The following is an 18,582-nucleotide window of genomic DNA, read 5'->3' as shown; positions in this document are numbered from 1 at the left end:
ATTGCCAGTGTGCAGGTTAGGTGGCATCCTATGCAGATGGTCATGGATACGCATCGCGTGGTGAAACGGCTCAAGGAAGCCGGCTTCACCGACACACAGGCCGAAGTGGTTACCGACATCGTTCGCGATGCGCGGGAGATAGATCGTGATGATGTGGTGACCAAGGCATTCCTGCGGTCGGAGTTGGCGGAACTCAGGTCTGAGCTGGCTGAAACCAAGTCCGAGCTGCGCGCCGATATCCAGAATTTCAAGGCCGATCTGTTCAAATGGCTTCTGCCGGTCCTGATCGGTCAGGTCGCGGCCACGGCAGCGTTGGTCAAGTTGCTGTGATGGGCTGGTCTGCTCCTTCCCCTTGAACCGGGATGGCGATGAGCGTAGACTCAAGTAAGGAATTTCCTTTCGGTCATTGTCATGATCACCAGCAAGCTGACCAGTAAGGCGCAGACAACCATTCCGCAGTCGGTGCGGGCGGCCCTTCATCTGAAGGAGGGCGATGAAATCGCCTATGCGATTGAGGATGGGCGTGTAGTCATGACACGGGTATCGGTGGTGCGTGTGGAGGACCCGTTCGGGACCTTTACTGAATGGTCGTCAGAGGCGGATCAACGGGCCTATGCCGACCTTTGAGCCTTGGACGATTATCAAGGTCCCGTTCCCTTATACTGACCGGCCCGTGCGGCAGCGGCGTCCAGCGCTTGTCGTGGCGGCTGGTGATATTCAGCAGGATCACGGCTTATTGTGGGTGGTGATGATCACCAGCGCCGATAATCGGGGCTGGCCCAGTGATGTCCCGATTTCGGATATTGTCGTTTCAGGTTTGCCGGCCCCCTCTGTCGTGAGAACCGCAAAGATTGCGACGATCGAGGCCAAGGAAGCAGAGGCTATTGGACGTTTGCCGGAGGCAGATCGCGAAACGGTGCGGCGTCTTCTGCTCGGTGTGTTGGCCCACGCCACCAACTGATCAATGCCCCCGTCCAACGGACATGAAAGCGCCGCGTTTCCGCCGCAGCTTTCCCTGAATATCCGTGTTATCTGTGTCGTCATCCAACCCCTGTCCAATCGGACCCGAATATCCCATGTCTGACAGCCTGACCCAGGGTGCGCCGAGCATCGCCGTTCTGGTGCCCTGCTATAACGAAGAAGCCTCCATCGAAGCCGTCGTGCGCGACTTCAAGGCCGCCCTGCCGACCGCCACCATCTATGTCTATGACAATAACTCCAAGGACCGCACCTCGGAGATCGCCAGGGCGGCCGGGGCCGTGGTCCGGCGGGAGCCGTTGCAGGGCAAGGGCAATGTCGTGCGCCGCATGTTCGCCGATATCGAGGCGGACGTGTATGTGATGGTGGATGGCGACGACACCTATCACGCGCCCAGCGCCGGCAAGCTGGTGGCCAAGCTTCTGGACGAAAAGCTGGACATGGTGAACGGTGCGCGCGTCACCGACTGGGAGAATTATCGCGCCGGTCACCGGCTGGGCAATGTCATGCTGACTACGCTGGTCACCATGGTGTTCGGCAAGCGTACCGATGATCTTCTGTCCGGCTACCGCGTCTTTTCCCGCCGCTTCGTGAAAAGCTTCCCCGTGCTGGCCGGCGGGTTTGAGATTGAGACGGAACTGGTGGTGCATGCGCTGGAAATGAGCATGCCGCTGGGCGAGGTGGAAACGCCCTATAAGGACCGTGCACCGGGGTCGGTGTCGAAACTGTCCACCTTCCGCGATGGCTTCCGCATCCTGTGGATGATCGGCAAGCTGATCAAGGAAGAGCGGCCGATGCAGTCCTTCGGGCTGATCGCGGTCCTGCTGGCCCTGATCTCCATTATCATCGCGGCGCCGCTGTTCATCACCTATTTCGAAACAGGCCTGGTGCCGCGCTTCCCCACGGCGGTGCTGGCCACCGGTCTGGGTCTGTTGTCCTTCCTATCGCTGACCTGCGGCCTGATCCTGGACACGGTCACACGCGGGCGGCGGGAGATGAAGCGTCTGCGCTATCTGGAAATTCCGGCACCGGATTTCGATAGCGGTTTCTTGAAGTAATTCATCAGGCGGGCGGGTTCGGACACGGACCCGCCCGATCTGTTTCAGGGCTGCTTTTGCTCTGCCGCTTTCTGTTCGCGGAAGGCCTCGGCCTCCTGCTTCACGCGCTCGGCCTCTGCCTTGGCCTGTTCCTCGGTCATCACGGTGGGGAAGACGGTGATGGTCTTGTCTTCCAGCTTGAAGACATTCATGCCGATACCGCTGATCCAGGCGGGAATGATCAGCAGGCCGATGCCGGCGGCGATCACGCCGGCCAGCCGGGTGCGGGTGCGCCCGACCTTCAAGCGGCGGATGGTTTCATCGGCATTCGGTTCGGCGGAATAAGCCCGTTTCAGCGTCATGTGACCACCATCCTTTCCAATATCTCCAACCGGTCAGCCTCTGCCGCCGGCTTGTCCCAGCGCAGCCGCGAAATGCGGGGAAAGCGCATGGCGATGCCGCTCTTGTGCCGTGTGGAGCGGTGGACGCTGTCGAACGCCACCTCGAACACCAAGCCGTGTTCCACCTCCCGTACGGGGCCGAAACGGTTGGTGGTGTGGTTGCGCACCCAGCGGTCGATCTCGGCCAGCTCCGCATCGGTGAAGCCGGAATAGGCCTTGCCGACGGGCACCAGCTCCCCGCCCTCTCCAGGCGTACCGCGCCACGCGCCGAATGTATAGTCGCTGTAGAAGCTGGACCGCTTGCCATGCCCACGCTGCGCGTACATCAGCACGCAATCCGCCGTCAATGGCCCGCGTTTCCACTTGAACCAGGGGCCCTTAGGGCGGCCACCGATATAGGGACTGTCGCCGCGTTTCAGCATCAGCCCTTCGATGGCCCCATCCTCCACCCCCTGATCACGGGCCGACAGGCGCAGATGGGACAGGTGGTCCCAATCGGTGAAGGCGACCAGGGGAGACAGGTCCATGCCGGGCGGTCGGGCGCGGGCGAACCAATCCTCCAAGCGGCGGCGGCGTTCATCGAAGGGCAGGGCGCGCAGGTCCTCATCCCCGTCGAACAGCAGGTCATAGACCCGCACGAAGGCGGGGAAGTCGCGCAGCATCGGGGCCGTCACCCGCTTGCGGTTCAGGCGCTGCTGCAAATCGTTGAAGGGCGCGATGCGGCCATCGCGGGCCACCAGCAATTCACCATCCAGCACGGCGTGAAAGCCCATATGGGACGCAATGTCGGGGAAGGCCCCGGCGATTTCGTCGCCTGTGCGGCTGTAGATCCTGGCCTTGTCCGGCGTGCCGCGTGCCACAAGCTGTACCCGGATGCCATCCCATTTCCATTCGGCCCGGAAATCGGCGGGATTCAGGGCCTGGATGTCACTTTCTTCCAGCGGGTGGGCCAGCATCATGGGGCGGAAACCACCCGTGTCGCTGACACCCGGCTTCTCCGCTTTGCCGGTCAGCCAGTCGAACAGGGGGGCATAGGGCGGGGACAAGCCGTGCCACAGCTCCTCCACCTGCTCCACGCTGGCCTCCACCCCCCTGGCATTGGCCCAGTCGACCAGGGCGGTCTTGGCCATGCGGGCCGAGACGCCAATGCGCAGCCCGCCCGTGATCAGCTTCAACAGCGCCCAGCGGCCCGTAGCGTCAAGGCTGTCCAGCCAGCCCGACAGCAGGGCGGGGACGGTGCCGCGCTTGGCGGTGGAAAGCCCGTCCACCACCTCTGCCAGTCCCGGTGGCGGGTGGTTGACGCCGGGCGGGGCGGGCCAGATCAGGGCCACGGTTTCGGCCAGATCACCCACAAAATCATAGGACCAGCCGAACAGGGCCGGATCGACGCGGGTCGCCACCAGTTCCTTGATCATGCCGGCCTTGGCGGCGGTGAAGGACAGGTCACCGGTCAGGGCCGCCAAGCCGTAGCCGCGGTCGGGATCAGGCGCATGGTCCAGATAATCGGCAATCAGCCGCAGCTTGCCATTGCGGGACGGCATGTAGGCCAGAGCGTCAAGGAGGGTGGCAAACGCCTGCATCACTCCTCCTCCCCGAACCCAACCAGATGCAGGGGCTTGGCCTTCACGCCTTGCGTCGTTGCCCAATGGACCAGGGCTTCCTCACTGCCATGGGTGACCCAGAGTTCACCCGGCGAGACGTCCTTCACTGTCTGGCACAGCTCGTCCCAATCGGCATGGTCGGAGACGATCAGGGGCAGTTCCACCCCATGCTGTCGGGCGCGGGCCCGTACCCGCATCCAGCCGGACGCATAGGCCGGCAAGGGGTCCGGCATCCGGCGCAACCATTTGTCGGCCATGGCCGATGGCGGGGCCAGCACGATGCCGCCACGCATGGATGAGGCATCGGCGACCGTGGCGGGGCGCAGGTCGCCCAACTCCACCCCCTGTTCCTGATAAAGCGCACAGAGCGGCAGGTGGGCACCGTGGAGATAGAGCGGGCGGTCGTATCCGGCGCGGCGCAGCTCCGCGATCAGCCGCTGACATTTGCCCAGGGCGTAGCAGCCGACAACAATGGTGCGTTCGGGGAAGACTGACAGTGTGTGCAGCAGCCGGGCAATCTCGCCCTCCACCGGCGGGTGGCGGAAGACGGGCAGGCCAAAGGTGGCCTCTGTAATGAAGGCATCGCAGGGGACGGGTTCAAAGGGGGCGCAGGTGGGATCAAAGCGGCGCTTGTAATCGCCCGACACCACCACCCGGCTGCCCCGCCATTCCATCACCACCTGGGCCGATCCCAGCACATGGCCGGCGGGCACGAAGCGCACCATCACTTCGCCGATCTGGATCGGCTGATGATAGGGCAGGGGCTGTTGTGAGGCCCCCGCCCCGTCACCCAGGCGAGCCCGCATGATGGAAAGCGTGCCGGGGGTGGCCAGGACATGGGTGTGTCCTGGCCGTGCATGGTCGGAATGGCCATGGGTGATCACCGCGCGGTCGACAGGCCGGGTCGGGTCGACATGAAAGCCGCCCGGTTCCACCCACAGGCCCCCGCCCCGGTCGGGCGGGCAGGGGGTGACCCAGCTATCGGGCGCGGGGATCATCAGGACCCTGTCGGCATATGGACAAAGGCACCGGGACCCAGCGGCAGTTCTGCCAAGTACCAGCCGCAGAAAAGAGCGACCGCGCCGATACCCATCCACATGGCCAGCGGCAGCATGGTGGCCAGCAGGGAACCGATGCCGAAGCTGGGCACATAGCGTTGGCACATGATCAGGATCAGCGGGAAATAGGGCAGCAGCGGCGTGATCGGGTTGGTGAAGCTGTCACCCACGCGATAGGCAGCCTGCGTCGCCTCCGGCGTGATACCCAGCAGCATCAGCATCGGCACCATGACCGGCCCCAGGATGGCCCATTTGGCGGACGCACTGCCGATCAGGATATTGATCAGGGCCGAGACGATGATGATGGCGATCAGCAGTGGCAGGCCGGTGAAGCCAGCATCCTTCAGGAAAGCCGCCCCGTTCACGGCCAGAATGCCACCCAGATTGGACCAGCCGAACAACGCGATGAACACCGCACAGCAGAAGGCCAGCACGATATAGCCGCCCATGTCGGACATGGACTGGCTCATCATCTTCACGACATCGCGGTCATTGCGGATGATTCGGGCACCGACGCCATAGGCGATGCCGATCAACAGGAAACTGATGAACAGCACCGCCACGATGCCGCGCAGGAACGGCTCAATGGTGCCATTGGCATCGCGCAGGATGGCGCCGTCCGGCACCACGGCCACGCCGAACAGGGCGGTGATGGCCAGGATGGCCAGACCGGCATAGCGCAGGCCGCGCTTCTCATTGGCCTGCTGTTCGGCGCTGGGCGCCTCTTCGGTGATGGTCAGGCCAGCGGCCACAGGGGCCGTGCGCACCAGACGCGGTTCGATCAACCGTTCGGTGACCACGGTACCGATGATGGTGAACAGGGGCACGAAGGCCGCCATCAGATACCAGTTGGCCGTGGCCAGCACCTCATAGTCCGGATCGACCAAGCGGGCCGCCGCCGTACTGATCCCGCCCAGCAGCGGGTCGAGCGAGGTGACCAGCAGGTTGGAGGAGAACCCAGCCGACACGCCCGCAAAGGCCGCCGCGATGCCCGCAATCGGGTGGCGACCAGAGCTGTGGAACAGCATGCCGGCCAGCGGGATCAGCACGACATAGCCGGCATCGGTGGCCATGCTGGACTGCACGCCGGCAAAGACCACGATCAGGGTCAGCAAGCTTTTCGGGACAGCGCGGACCAGGGCACCCAGCGACACGCCGATCAACCCGGTCTTTTCCGCAACACCGACACCCATGACACACAGCAGGACCACCGCCAGCGGCGGGAAGCTGGCGAAGATGGTGGGCAGGTCGGTCAGGAAGCGGCGGATATTGTCTGCCGATAGAAGATTGGTGGCAACCAGTTCCTTGCCGGTACCGGGATGGATAGCCGACACGCCCATGCCCGACAGGATGGCTGACAGCGCCACCAGAATGACGATGGCGATCAGGAACAGCGTGGCGGGGTCCGGCAACCGGTTCCCCACCCGTTCAATCGCCCCCAGAATGCCACCACCTGACTTTGCCCCAATGTCCGAAACTGCCATGTTGTTTTTCCTTTTGTCGTCCGCACCCGTTTGCCGGGCGTCCGTGGCGAAGATAGAGCAACTGGGCAGTTGGGGCGAGGGGGCCTTCGAGACAAAGCATCGGATCCGTGACAGGCTATGCCCATGGAAATGGTCAACGGATATCGCTGCGAAAGCTGCGCCGACGTGGCGCTGGCCAAGCGCGGCCTGGACCCCGCCAAGGGCAACCAGTCGCCCATCGAGCGGGCGCAGGAGGAGGCGAACAAGGCCGGCCTGACGGTGCAGCCGCTGGGCGTGAACCAGCCACTGGCCACGGGGGTGCGCGGTACGGTGTTGAATATTCTGGTTTGAAGGGGGCGCTCTTGCCTGCGCTACCCCCGATCCTGTGCCCCGTGCCAGACGCGCAGGATGCGGACATCCTCTCCGTCAGTCGCTTCATAGACCAGGATATAGGGATGCACGACAGCCAGTTCCCGCGTGCCGTCGGGCCGGGCCTTGCCGCGTTTTGGGAAGGTCGACAGGCTGTTACCGGCGGTGAAGAGGTGTCGGACGATGCGGCTGGCGGCATGGGGGTTGAACTGGGCGATATAGGCCGCGTGGGCCTGAAGATCATCAATGGCGGTTTCGGTCCAGGTGACAATTGTCACCGGGGCACACCTGACCGGGGAGCGGGGGGCAGGGCCTCTCCCTTCTCCAGAGCTTCGGCCGTTTTTAGAAGCCACGCTGCCACAATCTCATGCGGCACGACCCGACCGGCCGCGACATCGGCGCGCGCTTCGGCGATGGCGCAGGCTTTGCGCACCTCATCCACATCGTCGAAGATTGAGCCGGCCTGTTCCATGAGCGCGACTATCGCACCCGGTTCATCCCAGGGCAAGTCATAGGCCGCGCCGACGGCTGTTGCGTCACTTTCGCAATGCCTTGGGTCTGGAAACGGTAGCATTCGGTCGTTACGATACCTTCCAAATTACCAGTCCGTACCGGCGGGGGCGCTGGGCGGTACATAAAAGAGGAAGTTTGGGAAAATGGCCGGTATCGATAAGCGCATTACCGAGGAAGAGGCCCTGCTGCTGCATAGCAGCGGGCGGCCCGGTAAGTTGGAAATCACCCCTACCAAGCCGATGGCCACGCAGCGCGACCTGTCGCTGGCCTATTCGCCGGGGGTGGCCACGCCATGCCTGCGCATCCATGCCGACCCGTCCACGGCCTATGATTATACCGCAAAGGGCAATATCGTCGCCGTCATCTCCAACGGTACCGCCGTGCTGGGCCTGGGTGATCTGGGGGCCCTGGCATCGAAGCCGGTGATGGAGGGCAAGGCCGTCCTGTTCAAGCGCTTTGCCGATGTCGATGGTATCGACCTGGAGGTCGATACCCGCGATGTGGACGAATTCATCAATTCTGTCCGCTATCTGGGTCCCAGCTTCGGCGGCATCAATCTGGAGGATATCAAGGCCCCGGACTGTTTCATCATTGAACAGCGCCTGCGCGAACTGATGGACATTCCGGTTTTCCATGATGATCAGCATGGCACGGCCATCATCGCCGCCGCCGGCCTGTTCAACGCCCTGGAAATGACGGGCCGCGATATCAAGGAGACCAAGCTGGTTATCAATGGCGCCGGTGCCGCCGCCATCGCCTGTGCCGAACTGTTCAAATCCATGGGCATCCCGCACGGGAACATCACGCTGTGCGATACCAAGGGCGTGGTCTGGAAGGGTCGGGCCGAGGGCATGAACCAGTGGAAGTCGGCCCATGCGGTTGTGACCGATGCCCGTTCGCTGGCCGATGCCGTGGCCGGGTCCGACGTATTCGTGGGCCTGTCGGCCAAGGGGGCGATGACGCCCGCCATGGTGAAATCCATGGCGAAGAACCCCATCATCTTTGCGCTGGCCAACCCCGACCCGGAGATTACGCCGGAAGAGGTGCGGCAGGTGCGCGATGACGCCATCGTGGCCACGGGCCGGTCGGATTATCCCAACCAAGTTAATAACGTCCTGGGCTTCCCTTACATCTTCCGCGGTGCCCTGGACGTGCGGGCCAGCACCATCAATGACCAGATGAAGATCGCCGCTGCCCGCGCGCTGGCGGCATTGGCGCGGGAGGATGTGCCGGACGAGGTGGATGCCGCCTATTCCGGCCGCCGCCTGCGCTATGGTCCCGAATATATCATCCCGGTGCCGTTCGACCCACGCCTGATCTCCACCATCCCCGCCGCCGTGGCACAGGCGGCCATGGATACGGGTGTGGCGCGCAAGCCCATTGTCGACATGGATGAATACCGCCGGTCCCTGCGCCTGCGTCTGGACCCCACGGCGGACAGTTTGCAGCTCATCTCTGACAAGCTGCGCAGCAGCCCGCGCCGCGTGGTGTTTGCCGAGGGCGAGGAGGAGCGGGCGATCCGGGCCGCCATCGCCTATCGCTCCGGCGGGTTCGGCCATCCGGTCCTGATCGGGCGTGAGAATGTGGTGCAAGAGAAGCTGGCCAGCTTGGGCCTGTCGGGGGTCGAGCCGCTGGATATCCAGAATGCCCGCTTCGGCGCGCCCAATATCGAGCGCTATACCGACTTTCTGTACAAGCGTTTGCAGCGGCGCGGGCATCTGCACCGCGATTGTCAGCGCTGGGTCAACCAGAACCGCAATGTCTTTGCCGCCTGCATGGTGGCGACGGGCGATGCCGACGCCATGGTGACGGGCCTGACCCGATCCTTCGCCGTCAGTTTCGAGGATATCGAGCGGGTGATCGATCCGCAGCCCGACCACATCGTGTTCGGCCTGTCGGTGCTGGCCACCCGCAAGCGCACCGTCTTCATCTCTGACACCACCGTGCATGAGCGCCCCACGCCGGAACAGCTGGCCGATATCGCGATCCAGTCGGCGCGCATGGCAAGGCAGATGGGCCATGAACCGCGCGTCGCCTTCCTGTCCTTCAGCAATTTCGGCCAGCCCATGCGCGACCGCGCTGCCCATGTGCGCGAAGCCGTGTCGCTGATGGACAAGCGCAAGGTCGATTTCGAATATGACGGTGAGATGTCGGCGGATACGGCGCTTGATTACGATCTGATGAAGCGCCTGTACCCGTTCGCCCGCCTGTCGGGACCGGCCAATGTCCTGATCATGCCGGCCCTGCATGCAGCCAATATCGGGGCCAAGCTGCTGCACAAGTTCGGCGGTGGCAACCTGATCGGCCCGCTGCTGATCGGCATGGATAAACCGGTGCAGGTGGTCCAGATGGGCGCCACGGTCAACGAACTGACCACAGCGGCCATCATGGCGGCCCATGACAGTTTGGCGCGGTAACGGAGACTGGTAGGTCAGGTCGAGGGGCGATACGCTCTGAGCCCTGACCTACGCATAATCATCACACGCGGATCGAATTATTAAGTTTCCGTGATGCTGTTACCCTGGCCCTGCGGCAATGTTATGTCCTCCGATCCCGCCGGGCGGCGGGAGGGATAAAGATAAGAATGGCAGGGACAGATGCGGTGGTATGAGGTGCGACCGGTTCGGTTCGTGCTGATCGGCGTGGCGCTGGTCGGGCCGACGGCGGCGATTCTGCTGGCCTTGCTGCTGGCGGGGCATGTCGATGCCGGGGTGGCGTTGCCGGCGCTGCTGGTCAATGTTGTGGTGGCGGTGGCCATCCTGCGCATGATCCAGACCGACACACGCCGCCTGACCGATTATGCCGAGATCCTGGGTGAGTCTTCGGCACCGGTGCCTGCACCGGAACTGGACAGCATCACGGCGGAGTTCATCGCGTCGGCCATGGCGCGGGCGCATCAGGGCTGGCTGGACCGGGAAAGCAAGGATGCGGGCCGGGCTGGCCTGTTCGAGGCGGTGATCGATCAGTTGCATGACCCGGTCATCCTGCTGGGGCCGGGCCGGGAGGTGCGGCGCGCCAACCAGGCGGCCTGCAAGCTGTTCGGTGACCGGTTGCTGGACCGCGATCTTGCCAGTTCGGTACGTACGCCCAGCCTGCTGGAGGCTGCCGACGCCGTGCTGGCCGGTGGCGCGTCACGGACGGTGGAGGTGCTGCTGCCGGTACCGGTGGAGCGCACATTGCAGGCGCGGGTCAAGCCGTTCCGCCCGCCGGGGGAAGATGGGCCGCTGCTGGTCCTGCTGACCCTGCATGACATCACGGTCCTGAAACGGTCCGAACAGATGCGGGCCGATTTCGTGGCCAATGCCAGCCACGAACTGCGCACGCCGCTGGCAGCCCTGATCGGGTTCATTGAGACGCTGCGCGGGCCGGCCAAGGATGATCCGGCGGCGCATGAACGGTTCCTGGGCATCATGTTCGATCAGTCCAACCGCATGTCGCGGCTGGTCAATGATCTGCTGTCGCTGTCGCGCATTGAGATGGACGAGCATTCGCCGCCCACCGAACAGGTGGATGTGGCCAAGATCGTGCGCAATGTTGCCGCGACGCTGGAACTGCGCGCCGCATCGCGCAAGGTGAAGCTGCGCCTGGAACAGCCCGACAGCCTGCCGCCCGTTGTGGGGGATGAGGATCAGCTGTCCCAGGTGTTCCAGAACCTGATCGACAATGCCATCAAGTATGGCAAGGAACAGACGGAAGTGACGGTGGCCCTGACCGCCGCCACCCAGGGCAAGGCGGGTGTGGTGCGTGGGCCGGCGGTGATGGTGGCCGTTACCGACCGGGGCGATGGCATCGCCCGCACCCATCTGCCGCGCCTGACGGAGCGATTCTATCGTGTGGACCCAGCCCGGTCGCGCGCGCTGGGCGGCACAGGGCTGGGGCTGGCCATCGTGAAACACATCGTCAACCGCCACCGTGGCCGCCTGATCATCGACAGTGAGGTGGGCAAGGGCAGCACATTTACCGTGATGCTGCCGGCGGCCAAGGTGGTGAAGCTTGTGGAGCGGGAAGTCGGGTAGGGCGGCAAGCAGCCCCCCTACTTCTTCTCCGCCGCTTCCTTTTCCGCCTTCTTCCTGGCCGCGAATTCCTTGGCTTCAGGCGCGTGCAGGCCGCCATCGGCCAGGAATTTCCAGGACCCGTCCTTCTGCTTGCGCCAGATGGTGACGTAGCGGGAGGGGGAAAGCTCCTCCTTGGTGCCGTCGGGTTTCAGCTTGTAATAGCGGGCCTTGCCCCAGGTATAGCCCAGGGTGCCGTCACCCGACACGGCACCGTCCATCGGCCCCCAGTCGATCTCCAGGTCCGTGCCGAACAGCGTGGTCAGGGCGCTGGCATCCGTGCCGGGAACGGGATCGTTCAGCATAAGGACACGGGATTCGGCATATTCGGCAAAGGCCTTGCCCGGCCCCACCTCCTTGGCGCGGGCCGCGAAGGCACGGTCGGCCTCCATCACGGCCTGGGCCGGGTGGCTTTGTGCCCAGACCGGCAATGTCATGAATGTTGCGCAGGTCAGCGCCCCGAAGGTACGCGCCAGCGTGCCGGTCTTACGCGGGTTCTTGTCCGAAAAGCCCATGTCCAGTTCCTTGCAAAAGTGAAATTTCCCTGCAATTTCAATGGTGAATGACTCTGTGCCGACTGCCAACGGGCAATGTGTAACGCGACTGTATCGCGGGCGGTGGCGGGGCGGTTCCGGGGGCGGTGTCATGGAACTGTAACGTAGATGTAGTATTTGCGTCTCGCAGCACAGCTATGGTCCCGGCACCCAGCAGGGACATGGCCACAGGGTGAAGGCGGGCATCATGGGATGCCAGGGCCTCGTCCGTGAGCCGCCCAGTTAACCGGAGGCCCTTGTCGTGACCACCAAGAAGCTCGTTCTCGCCGCCGTTCTCGGCGCTGTTTCCTTCGTCGGTCTGGCCGGCGCTGCTGCCGCCCGCGACCAGATCCGCATCGTTGGTTCCTCCACGGTGTTCCCCTTCACCTCCACGGTTGTCGAGCGCTTCGGCCAGACCACGAAGTTCGGCGCTCCGATCCTGGAGTCGACGGGCACCGGCGGCGGCATGAAGCTGTTCTGCTCCGGCATCGGCGCTGACTTCCCGGACGCCACCGGCGCTTCCCGCGCCATGAAGGCCAGCGAGTACGACACCTGCCAGAAGAACGGCGTCGAGCAGATCACCGAGCTGGTCATCGGCTATGACGGTCTGACCTTCACGCAGTCCAAGAAGGGCAACCAGATCAGCATCACCAAGGCGCAGCTCTTCGCCGCTCTGGCCAAGGAAGTCGAAGTGAACGGCCAGATCGTGCGCAACCCGCACAAGACCTGGAAGGATGTCGACGCTTCCCTGCCGGCCATCGAGATCGAAGTGCTGGGCCCGCCGCCGACGTCCGGCACCCGCGACGCCTGGGTCGAGCTGGTGATGGAGTCGGGCTGTAAGGAATTCCCGGCCATCAAGGCCCTGGACGCCACCCGCCATGCGGCCGTCTGCAAGACGATGCGTGAAGATGGTGCCTTCATCGAAGCCGGTGAGAACGACAACGTCATCGTGCAGCGTCTGATCGCCAACCCGAATGCCTTCGGCATCTTCGGTTACAGCTTCCTGGAAGAAAACCTGGACAAGCTGCATGGCGTGCCGGTGAACGGCATCGAGCCGAAGTACGAGACCATCGCCTCCGGCCAGTATCCGGTGTCCCGCCCGCTGTTCGTGTACTTCAAGAACCAGCATTTCGGCGTGATCCCCGGCCTGAAGGAATTCCTGGGCGAATACGCCTCGGAACGCGCCATGGGTGACGATGGCTATCTGGCCGACAAGGGCCTGGTGCCGCTGCCGGCCGATAAGCGCAAGGCTTCCGAACAGGCGGCCCTGAAGCTGACCCCGATGGCCAAGCCGGCTTCGTAATGTGAAAGGCTGGGCCGGTGCAGGACAGTTGCACCGGCCCGGTGTATAAGCAGATGGCGGAACCGGCGGCGTCAGACCTGATGCCGCCGGTTTGCCGTAACCGGTAAACTCCCCTGACAGCGGCGGATTGAACCACATGTCAGTAACCTTGACCGTAGCCGTCCTGTTGTTCCTGTCGCTGGCCGGATTCTGGCTGGGGCGCAACAGGGCCGTGGCCGTGGCCGGCGGGCGCATCGCCAATCTGCATTCCGTACCGAATTACTATGGCTCCTACATGGCGCTGTCGGCCGGTCTTCCGGCCCTGGTGCTGATCCTGGTCTGGGTCGCCCTACGTGGCGCCGTTATGGACTGGATGGTTCTGTCGGCCATGTCGCCGGAACAGTTGGAGGCCTGGGCCCGCGTCATGCTGGCCCCGGCGGAGCTGGAAACGCTGCTGCCGTCCATCGCTGATGGCGCCTCGGCGCTCAGCCAGACGCATCGTCAGTTGCTGCTGATCAATATCAGCAATCTGGCGATCGGGCAGGCGCAGTATGTGAATCCCGGTGTCATCGACTCGATCACTCCCGCCGCCGGCCACCTGGCTCAACTGCGTGGTCTGGCCGACTGGACGCTGTTCGGTGTCGTCGTCGCCCTGGCTGGCGGTGTGCTGGCCTTCACCTGGTCGAAGATCGGGCCTGAATTCCGCGCGCGCAACAATGTTGAACGCATCATCACCGCGTTGCTGGTGCTCTGCTCCACCATCGCCGTCCTGACGACGGTGGGCATTGTTCTGTCGCTGCTGTTTGAAAGCATCCGCTTCTTCACCAAGGTGCCGATCACCGAGTTCCTGTTCGGTCTGCAATGGTCGCCGCAGACCGCCATCCGGGCCGATCAGGTCGGCTCGTCCGGTGCCTTCGGTGCCGTGCCTTTGTTCACCGGCACCCTGCTGATCGCCACCATCGCCATGTTTGTGGCGGCCCCGGTCGGTCTGATGTCGGCCATCTACCTGTCAGAATATGCGCCCAAGCGGGTGCGCGGGCTGGTCAAGCCGGTGCTGGAAATTCTGGCTGGCGTGCCCACGGTGGTGTTCGGTTTCTTCGCCATCCTGACGGTTGCCCCCTTCATCCGTGATGTCGGCGCCGCGATGGGTATTCCGATTTCTTCCCAAAGCGCGCTGGCCGCCGGTGTGGTGATGGGCATCATGATCGTGCCCTTCGTGTCCTCGCTGGCGGATGACGTGATCAATGCGGTGCCGCAATCGCTGCGTGACGGCTCTTACGGTCTGGGTGCCACCAAGTCGGAAACGATCAAGCAGGTGCTGCTGCCCGCCGCATTGCCCGGCATCGTGGGTGCCATGCTGCTGGCGGTCAGCCGCGCCATCGGTGAGACGATGATCGTGGTGATGGCGGCCGGCCTCCAGGCCAGCCTGACCCTGAACCCGCTGGAAAGCGTCACCACCGTGACGGTGCAGATCAAGTCCATCCTGGTCGGTGATCAGGAGTTTGACAGCGCCAAGACGCTGTCGGTCTTCGCCCTGGGTCTGGTCCTGTTCCTGGTGACCCTGGCGCTGAATGTCGTTGCCCTCCGCATCGTCCAGAAATACCGGGAAAAATATGACTGAGATCGCAGAGCCGATGCCCACAGCCATGCCCGTGTCCCTTCACACCGGCGACGCCGCCACCAAGCGACTGAAGGCGCGCTATGCCGCCGAACGCCGCTTCCGCCTCTATGGCATCCTGGCCATCCTGTTCGCCTGCTCGATGCTGGTCATCCTGCTGTCGACCCTGCTGAAGGAAGGCACGTCCGCCTTCTTCCAGACAGAGGTCAAGCTGGCGGTGACCATCGATGCCGGCACCATCGACCCGCAGGGTACCGGCAACCCGGCCGAGTGGGATCGTGGTGCCTTCCAGACCCTGGTGACCGACGCCCTTTACAAGGCGTTCCCGGACATCACGGGCCGGACGGAGAAGCGTGACCTGCGCGGTCTGGTCAGCCCCGTGGCCGGCGTTCGCCTGGGCCAGATGCTGGACAAGAACCCGTCCCTGGTCGGTCAGACGATCGAGGTCTGGCTGCCGGCCTCCGACGGTATCAACCAGATCGTCAAGGGCGGCATCGACCGCGACTTGCCCGAGATTGAGCGTCCGATCAACGACAAGCAGCTGGCCTGGTTCGACAGCCTGGAGCAGCGCGGAGACGTGAAGTCGGCCTTCAACACCACCTTCTTTACCGCCAGCGACAGCAATTACCCTGAATTGGCAGGCTTGTTGGGTGCGGCGGTAGGGACGCTGTTGACGATGCTGGTCACGCTGGCCATCTCCCTGCCCATCGGCGTCGCGGCGGCGGTCTATCTGGAAGAATTCGCGCCCAAGAACCGGTTTACCGAGATCATCGAGGTGAACATCAACAATCTGGCGGCCGTGCCCTCCATCGTGTTCGGTCTGCTGGGTCTGGCGGTGTTTCTCAACTTCTTCGGCATGCCCCGCTCTGCCCCGCTGGTCGGCGGTCTAGTGCTGGGTCTGCTGGTGCTGCCCACCATCATCATCGCCAGCCGCGCCGCGTTGAAGGCGGTTCCGCCCTCGATCCGCGAGGCCGCACTGGGTATGGGTGCGTCCAAGCTTCAGGCGGTGATGCATCATGTGCTGCCGCTGGCGATGCCGGGCATCATGACGGGCACCATCATCGGCATGGCCCATGCCGTGGGTGAGACGGCGCCGCTGCTGATGATCGGCATGAATGCCTTCGTCACGTCGGCGCCCGATAGCTTGCTTGCCAGCTCCTCTGTCCTGCCCGTGCAGATCTTCATCTGGGCGGACAAGCCGGAACGCGGCTTTGTCGAACTGACCTCGGCCGCCATCCTTGTGCTGCTGGCCTTCCTGATCCTGATGAACGGTGCCGCCATCTGGCTGCGCAAGAAATTCGAACGTCGGTGGTAACCATGGACAGCATGACCCTGAACAAGCCCGCCCAGGCCGCCGTCGCGCAGACGGTGAAGATGTCGGCCCGTGACGTGAAAGTGTTTTACGGCGCCAAGCGTGCGCTGCACGGCGTCAATGTCGATCTGTACCAGAACGAGGTTCTGGCCATGATCGGGCCCTCGGGCTGCGGCAAGTCCACGTTCCTGCGGACGCTGAACCGCATGAACGACACGATCGATATCTGCCGCGTCGAAGGCAAGATCCTGCTGGATGGCGAAGATATCTATGATCCCAAGCTGGACGTGGTGCAGTTGCGCGCCCGGGTCGGCATGGTGTTCCAGAAGCCGAACCCGTTCCCCAAATCGATCTATGAAAATGTGATCTACGGGCCGAAGCTGCATGGCCTTGCCACCCGCAAGGACGAGTTCGATGCCATCGTCGAAACGTCGCTGAAGCGTGCTGGCCTGTGGAATGAGGTCAAGGATCGCCTGCATGAGCCCGGCACCGGCCTGTCGGGTGGTCAGCAGCAGCGCCTCTGCATCGCGCGCGCCGTTGCCGTCAGCCCGGAAGTCATCTTGATGGACGAGCCCTGTTCGGCCCTGGACCCCATCGCCACCGCGCATATCGAAGAGCTGATCGACGAGCTGCGTGAAAGCTTCACCATCGCCATCGTCACCCACAACATGCAGCAGGCCGCCCGCGTGTCGCAGCGCACGGCCTTCTTCCATCTGGGCGATCTGGTGGAGGTGGGTGACACGGAAGAGATTTTCACCAACCCGCGCGACGAGCGCACCCAGGGGTACATCACCGGCCGCTACGGTTGATACCAGTTCCCCAACCAACGCTCTTTACGCTTTGAGGGTTTACGTCCATGTCGCCGACCGAACATACCGTCAAGTCCTTTGAGGCGGAGTTGCAGCGCCTGTCCAACCTGATCGCCCAGATGGGCGGCGTGGTGGAGGCGCAGGTGGAAGCGGCCGTGCAGGCCGTGGGCCGCCGCGATGTCGAAGGCGCCACCAAAGTCATGCAGGGCGATACCCGCCTGGATGAGTTTGAGCGCCAGATTGAACATGACGCCATCCGTATGCTGGCGCTGCGTGCGCCGGTCGGTGTGGACCTGCGTGAAGTACTGGCCGCCTTGAAAATCTCCGCCGATCTGGAACGCACGGGCGATTATGCCGCCAATATCGCCAAGCGCTCCATCGCCCTGGCGCAGTTGCCGGTCATGCGACCCGCCGGGACCATCCCGCGCATGGGGCGTCTGGTGCAGGAAATGCTGAAGGACGTGCTGGATGCCTATATCGACCGCGATGTCGAAAAGGCCGTGGCCGCCTGGCACCGGGATGAAGAGCTGGATGACCTCTATACCAGCCTTTTCCGCGAGGTCCTGACCTACATGATGGAAGACCCGCGCAACATCACCCCCTGCACGCACCTGCTGTTCATCGCCAAGAACCTGGAACGCGCCGGCGACCATGCGACGAACATTGCGGAAACTGTGCATTTCCTGGTCAAGGGCCAGCCGCTGACGGCGGAACGGCCCAAGAGCGACAAGTCCAGCTTCACCATCATTGAACCGGTGGACAGCGAAGGCTGAAACGGCCTCTCCCTGTCACCCCGTCTAGCGCCAAGGGACCCCGATGAACGCCGCCTTGAAGCCGCTGATCCTGGTTGTTGAAGACGAGGCCGACCTCGTTACCCTGCTGTCCTACAATCTGGAACGTGAAGGGTTCCGGGTCATCACCGCCGGTGACGGGGAAGAAGCCCTGCTGCTGGCCGATGAACGCAGCCCGCATCTGATCCTGCTGGATTGGATGCTGCCGTTGATGAGCGGGCTGGAGGTCTGCCGTCAGTTGCGCCGCAACCCCAAGACCCGCGAGACGCCCGTCATCATGCTGACGGCGCGCGGGGAAGAAGCGGACAAGGTCCGTGGACTGAATAGCGGGGCGGATGATTACCTGTCCAAGCCGTTCAGTCCCACCGAACTGGTCGCCCGCATCCGCGCCGTCCTGCGCCGCGCCTCGCCGGGGCTGGCGGAGGAACTGCTGCGCTTCTCCGACATCTCCATGGACCTGGCCGCGCACCGCGTGCGGCGCGGGTGCCGGGATATCCATCTGGGCCCGAAGGAATTCGCCCTGCTGCGCCATTTCATGCAGCATCCGGGGCGGGTTTTCTCGCGTGAACAGCTGCTGGACATCGTCTGGGGCCACGATGTCTATGTGGAGCTGCGCACCGTCGACGTGCATATCCGCCGGCTGCGCAAGGCGCTGAATGAGACGGAAGAGCAGGATGTGATCCGCACCGTCCGGTCGGCGGGATACGCGTTGGATAACAAGACCACGATGTGATGTGAAAAGGGCCGCCCCATTGGAGCGGCCCT

Annotated in this window: 20 protein-coding genes; 13 read left to right on the top strand and 7 right to left on the bottom strand. The window is 63.6% G+C overall.

The window, feature by feature from the left end:
* The first annotated feature begins 30 nt into the window (after nucleotides 1-30).
* The 4 genes from C0V82_RS08350 (at nucleotide 31) to C0V82_RS08335 (ending at nucleotide 2,036) form a co-directional block, all read left to right on the top strand.
* Nucleotides 31-330: a coiled-coil domain-containing protein gene (locus C0V82_RS08350; RefSeq protein WP_102111941.1), complete on the top strand. Its 300-nt coding sequence runs from the start codon at nucleotides 31-33 to the stop codon at nucleotides 328-330.
* A gap of 81 nt (nucleotides 331-411) precedes the next feature.
* A complete protein-coding gene (locus tag C0V82_RS08345; protein ID WP_102111940.1) occupies nucleotides 412-627 on the top strand; it encodes an AbrB/MazE/SpoVT family DNA-binding domain-containing protein in 216 nt (71 codons plus the stop codon).
* On the top strand, nucleotides 614-961 hold the full coding sequence (locus C0V82_RS08340; RefSeq protein ID WP_102111939.1) for a type II toxin-antitoxin system PemK/MazF family toxin: 348 nt from the start codon (nucleotides 614-616) through the stop codon (nucleotides 959-961). Before C0V82_RS08345 ends, C0V82_RS08340 begins: the two co-directional genes overlap by 14 nt.
* A gap of 115 nt (nucleotides 962-1,076) precedes the next feature.
* The gene (locus C0V82_RS08335) at nucleotides 1,077-2,036 is read left to right on the top strand and encodes a glycosyltransferase family 2 protein (RefSeq protein ID WP_102111938.1); all 960 of its coding nucleotides are present in this window, start codon (nucleotides 1,077-1,079) and stop codon (nucleotides 2,034-2,036) included.
* Between the two features lie 44 nt (nucleotides 2,037-2,080).
* On the opposite strand, the gene C0V82_RS08330 is transcribed toward C0V82_RS08335, so the two are convergent.
* Genes C0V82_RS08330 through C0V82_RS08315 form a run of 4 tightly spaced genes read right to left on the bottom strand, consistent with a single transcriptional unit; the run spans nucleotide 2,081 to nucleotide 6,559 of the window.
* On the bottom strand, nucleotides 2,081-2,377 hold the full coding sequence (locus tag C0V82_RS08330) for a hypothetical protein (protein WP_102111937.1): 297 nt from the start codon (nucleotides 2,375-2,377) through the stop codon (nucleotides 2,081-2,083).
* Nucleotides 2,374-3,996, bottom strand: coding sequence for a cisplatin damage response ATP-dependent DNA ligase (locus C0V82_RS08325; RefSeq protein WP_102111936.1), 1,623 nt, complete (start codon nucleotides 3,994-3,996; stop codon nucleotides 2,374-2,376). Before C0V82_RS08325 ends, C0V82_RS08330 begins: the two co-directional genes overlap by 4 nt.
* The gene (locus C0V82_RS08320) at nucleotides 3,996-5,015 is read right to left on the bottom strand and encodes a ligase-associated DNA damage response exonuclease (RefSeq protein ID WP_102111935.1); all 1,020 of its coding nucleotides are present in this window, start codon (nucleotides 5,013-5,015) and stop codon (nucleotides 3,996-3,998) included. Before C0V82_RS08320 ends, C0V82_RS08325 begins: the two co-directional genes overlap by 1 nt.
* A complete protein-coding gene (locus C0V82_RS08315) occupies nucleotides 5,015-6,559 on the bottom strand; it encodes an AbgT family transporter (protein WP_102111934.1) in 1,545 nt (514 codons plus the stop codon). The genes C0V82_RS08320 and C0V82_RS08315 overlap by 1 nt, the downstream gene beginning before the upstream one ends.
* A gap of 123 nt (nucleotides 6,560-6,682) precedes the next feature.
* On the opposite strand from C0V82_RS08315, the gene C0V82_RS08310 reads away from it, so the two are divergent.
* Nucleotides 6,683-6,889: a hypothetical protein gene (locus C0V82_RS08310; RefSeq protein WP_158659809.1), complete on the top strand. Its 207-nt coding sequence runs from the start codon at nucleotides 6,683-6,685 to the stop codon at nucleotides 6,887-6,889.
* Between the two features lie 20 nt (nucleotides 6,890-6,909).
* Here C0V82_RS08310 and C0V82_RS08305 read toward each other — a convergent pair whose 3' ends face one another.
* Together C0V82_RS08305 and C0V82_RS08300 are read right to left on the bottom strand one after the other, a co-directional pair.
* Entirely contained in the window at nucleotides 6,910-7,185 is a 276-nt protein-coding gene (locus C0V82_RS08305; protein WP_245924041.1) for a type II toxin-antitoxin system RelE/ParE family toxin, read from the bottom strand.
* Nucleotides 7,182-7,379 (bottom strand): CopG family transcriptional regulator, encoded by a 198-nt coding sequence (locus tag C0V82_RS08300; RefSeq protein WP_102111932.1) that lies wholly within the window; start codon nucleotides 7,377-7,379, stop codon nucleotides 7,182-7,184. Before C0V82_RS08300 ends, C0V82_RS08305 begins: the two co-directional genes overlap by 4 nt.
* Before the next feature lie 184 nt (nucleotides 7,380-7,563).
* Between C0V82_RS08300 and C0V82_RS08295 the strand changes: the two genes are divergently transcribed.
* Both C0V82_RS08295 and C0V82_RS08290 read left to right on the top strand, forming a co-directional pair.
* Entirely contained in the window at nucleotides 7,564-9,837 is a 2,274-nt protein-coding gene (locus C0V82_RS08295) for an NADP-dependent malic enzyme (RefSeq protein ID WP_102111931.1), read from the top strand.
* Between the two features lie 180 nt (nucleotides 9,838-10,017).
* Nucleotides 10,018-11,436: an ATP-binding protein gene (locus C0V82_RS08290; protein WP_102111930.1), complete on the top strand. Its 1,419-nt coding sequence runs from the start codon at nucleotides 10,018-10,020 to the stop codon at nucleotides 11,434-11,436.
* A 17-nt stretch (nucleotides 11,437-11,453) separates the two neighbouring features.
* On the opposite strand, the gene C0V82_RS08285 is transcribed toward C0V82_RS08290, so the two are convergent.
* Nucleotides 11,454-11,987 carry a YybH family protein gene (locus C0V82_RS08285; RefSeq protein ID WP_102111929.1) on the bottom strand — a complete coding sequence of 178 codons (534 nt, stop codon included), beginning with the start codon at nucleotides 11,985-11,987 and terminating at the stop codon, nucleotides 11,454-11,456.
* A gap of 280 nt (nucleotides 11,988-12,267) precedes the next feature.
* On the opposite strand from C0V82_RS08285, the gene C0V82_RS08280 reads away from it, so the two are divergent.
* From C0V82_RS08280 to phoB, 6 genes are all read left to right on the top strand, one after another.
* The gene (locus tag C0V82_RS08280) at nucleotides 12,268-13,308 is read left to right on the top strand and encodes a substrate-binding domain-containing protein (protein WP_102111928.1); all 1,041 of its coding nucleotides are present in this window, start codon (nucleotides 12,268-12,270) and stop codon (nucleotides 13,306-13,308) included.
* A gap of 136 nt (nucleotides 13,309-13,444) precedes the next feature.
* A complete protein-coding gene (gene pstC, locus C0V82_RS08275; protein ID WP_102111927.1) occupies nucleotides 13,445-14,908 on the top strand; it encodes a phosphate ABC transporter permease subunit PstC in 1,464 nt (487 codons plus the stop codon).
* Nucleotides 14,901-16,220, top strand: coding sequence for a phosphate ABC transporter permease PstA (gene pstA / locus C0V82_RS08270; protein WP_102111926.1), 1,320 nt, complete (start codon nucleotides 14,901-14,903; stop codon nucleotides 16,218-16,220). The genes pstC and pstA overlap by 8 nt, the downstream gene beginning before the upstream one ends.
* A 2-nt stretch (nucleotides 16,221-16,222) precedes the next feature.
* Nucleotides 16,223-17,026 carry a phosphate ABC transporter ATP-binding protein PstB gene (gene pstB / locus C0V82_RS08265; RefSeq protein ID WP_102111925.1) on the top strand — a complete coding sequence of 268 codons (804 nt, stop codon included), beginning with the start codon at nucleotides 16,223-16,225 and terminating at the stop codon, nucleotides 17,024-17,026.
* A gap of 47 nt (nucleotides 17,027-17,073) precedes the next feature.
* Nucleotides 17,074-17,799 carry a phosphate signaling complex protein PhoU gene (gene phoU / locus C0V82_RS08260; RefSeq protein ID WP_102111924.1) on the top strand — a complete coding sequence of 242 codons (726 nt, stop codon included), beginning with the start codon at nucleotides 17,074-17,076 and terminating at the stop codon, nucleotides 17,797-17,799.
* 43 nt (nucleotides 17,800-17,842) lie between these two features.
* On the top strand, nucleotides 17,843-18,550 hold the full coding sequence (gene phoB / locus C0V82_RS08255) for a phosphate regulon transcriptional regulator PhoB (protein WP_102111923.1): 708 nt from the start codon (nucleotides 17,843-17,845) through the stop codon (nucleotides 18,548-18,550).
* The last annotated feature ends 32 nt before the right edge of the window (nucleotides 18,551-18,582 follow it).

It is taken from the genome of Niveispirillum cyanobacteriorum (assembly GCF_002868735.1).
GTDB classification, from domain to species: domain Bacteria; phylum Pseudomonadota; class Alphaproteobacteria; order Azospirillales; family Azospirillaceae; genus Niveispirillum; species Niveispirillum cyanobacteriorum.
The sequence above is the reverse complement of the archived record's forward strand: the minus strand, read 5'-3'. Positions and strand labels throughout refer to the sequence as shown.

Coding starts and splice junctions, on each gene's coding strand:
- C0V82_RS08285 (WP_102111929.1), bottom strand. CDS start 11,987: ATGGGCTTTTCGGACAAGAACCCGCGTAAGACCGGCACGCTGGCGCGT.
- C0V82_RS08335 (WP_102111938.1), top strand. CDS start 1,077: ATGTCTGACAGCCTGACCCAGGGTGCGCCGAGCATCGCCGTTCTGGTG.
- C0V82_RS08290 (WP_102111930.1), top strand. CDS start 10,018: ATGCGGTGGTATGAGGTGCGACCGGTTCGGTTCGTGCTGATCGGCGTG.
- C0V82_RS08310 (WP_158659809.1), top strand. CDS start 6,683: ATGGAAATGGTCAACGGATATCGCTGCGAAAGCTGCGCCGACGTGGCG.
- C0V82_RS08330 (WP_102111937.1), bottom strand. CDS start 2,377: ATGACGCTGAAACGGGCTTATTCCGCCGAACCGAATGCCGATGAAACC.
- C0V82_RS08325 (WP_102111936.1), bottom strand. CDS start 3,996: ATGCAGGCGTTTGCCACCCTCCTTGACGCTCTGGCCTACATGCCGTCC.
- C0V82_RS08300 (WP_102111932.1), bottom strand. CDS start 7,379: ATGGAACAGGCCGGCTCAATCTTCGACGATGTGGATGAGGTGCGCAAA.
- pstB (WP_102111925.1), top strand. CDS start 16,223: ATGGACAGCATGACCCTGAACAAGCCCGCCCAGGCCGCCGTCGCGCAG.
- C0V82_RS08340 (WP_102111939.1), top strand. CDS start 614: ATGCCGACCTTTGAGCCTTGGACGATTATCAAGGTCCCGTTCCCTTAT.
- phoB (WP_102111923.1), top strand. CDS start 17,843: ATGAACGCCGCCTTGAAGCCGCTGATCCTGGTTGTTGAAGACGAGGCC.
- pstA (WP_102111926.1), top strand. CDS start 14,901: ATGACTGAGATCGCAGAGCCGATGCCCACAGCCATGCCCGTGTCCCTT.
- C0V82_RS08295 (WP_102111931.1), top strand. CDS start 7,564: ATGGCCGGTATCGATAAGCGCATTACCGAGGAAGAGGCCCTGCTGCTG.
- C0V82_RS08350 (WP_102111941.1), top strand. CDS start 31: ATGCAGATGGTCATGGATACGCATCGCGTGGTGAAACGGCTCAAGGAA.
- C0V82_RS08315 (WP_102111934.1), bottom strand. CDS start 6,559: ATGGCAGTTTCGGACATTGGGGCAAAGTCAGGTGGTGGCATTCTGGGG.
- C0V82_RS08345 (WP_102111940.1), top strand. CDS start 412: ATGATCACCAGCAAGCTGACCAGTAAGGCGCAGACAACCATTCCGCAG.
- C0V82_RS08320 (WP_102111935.1), bottom strand. CDS start 5,015: ATGATCCCCGCGCCCGATAGCTGGGTCACCCCCTGCCCGCCCGACCGG.
- phoU (WP_102111924.1), top strand. CDS start 17,074: ATGTCGCCGACCGAACATACCGTCAAGTCCTTTGAGGCGGAGTTGCAG.
- pstC (WP_102111927.1), top strand. CDS start 13,445: ATGTCAGTAACCTTGACCGTAGCCGTCCTGTTGTTCCTGTCGCTGGCC.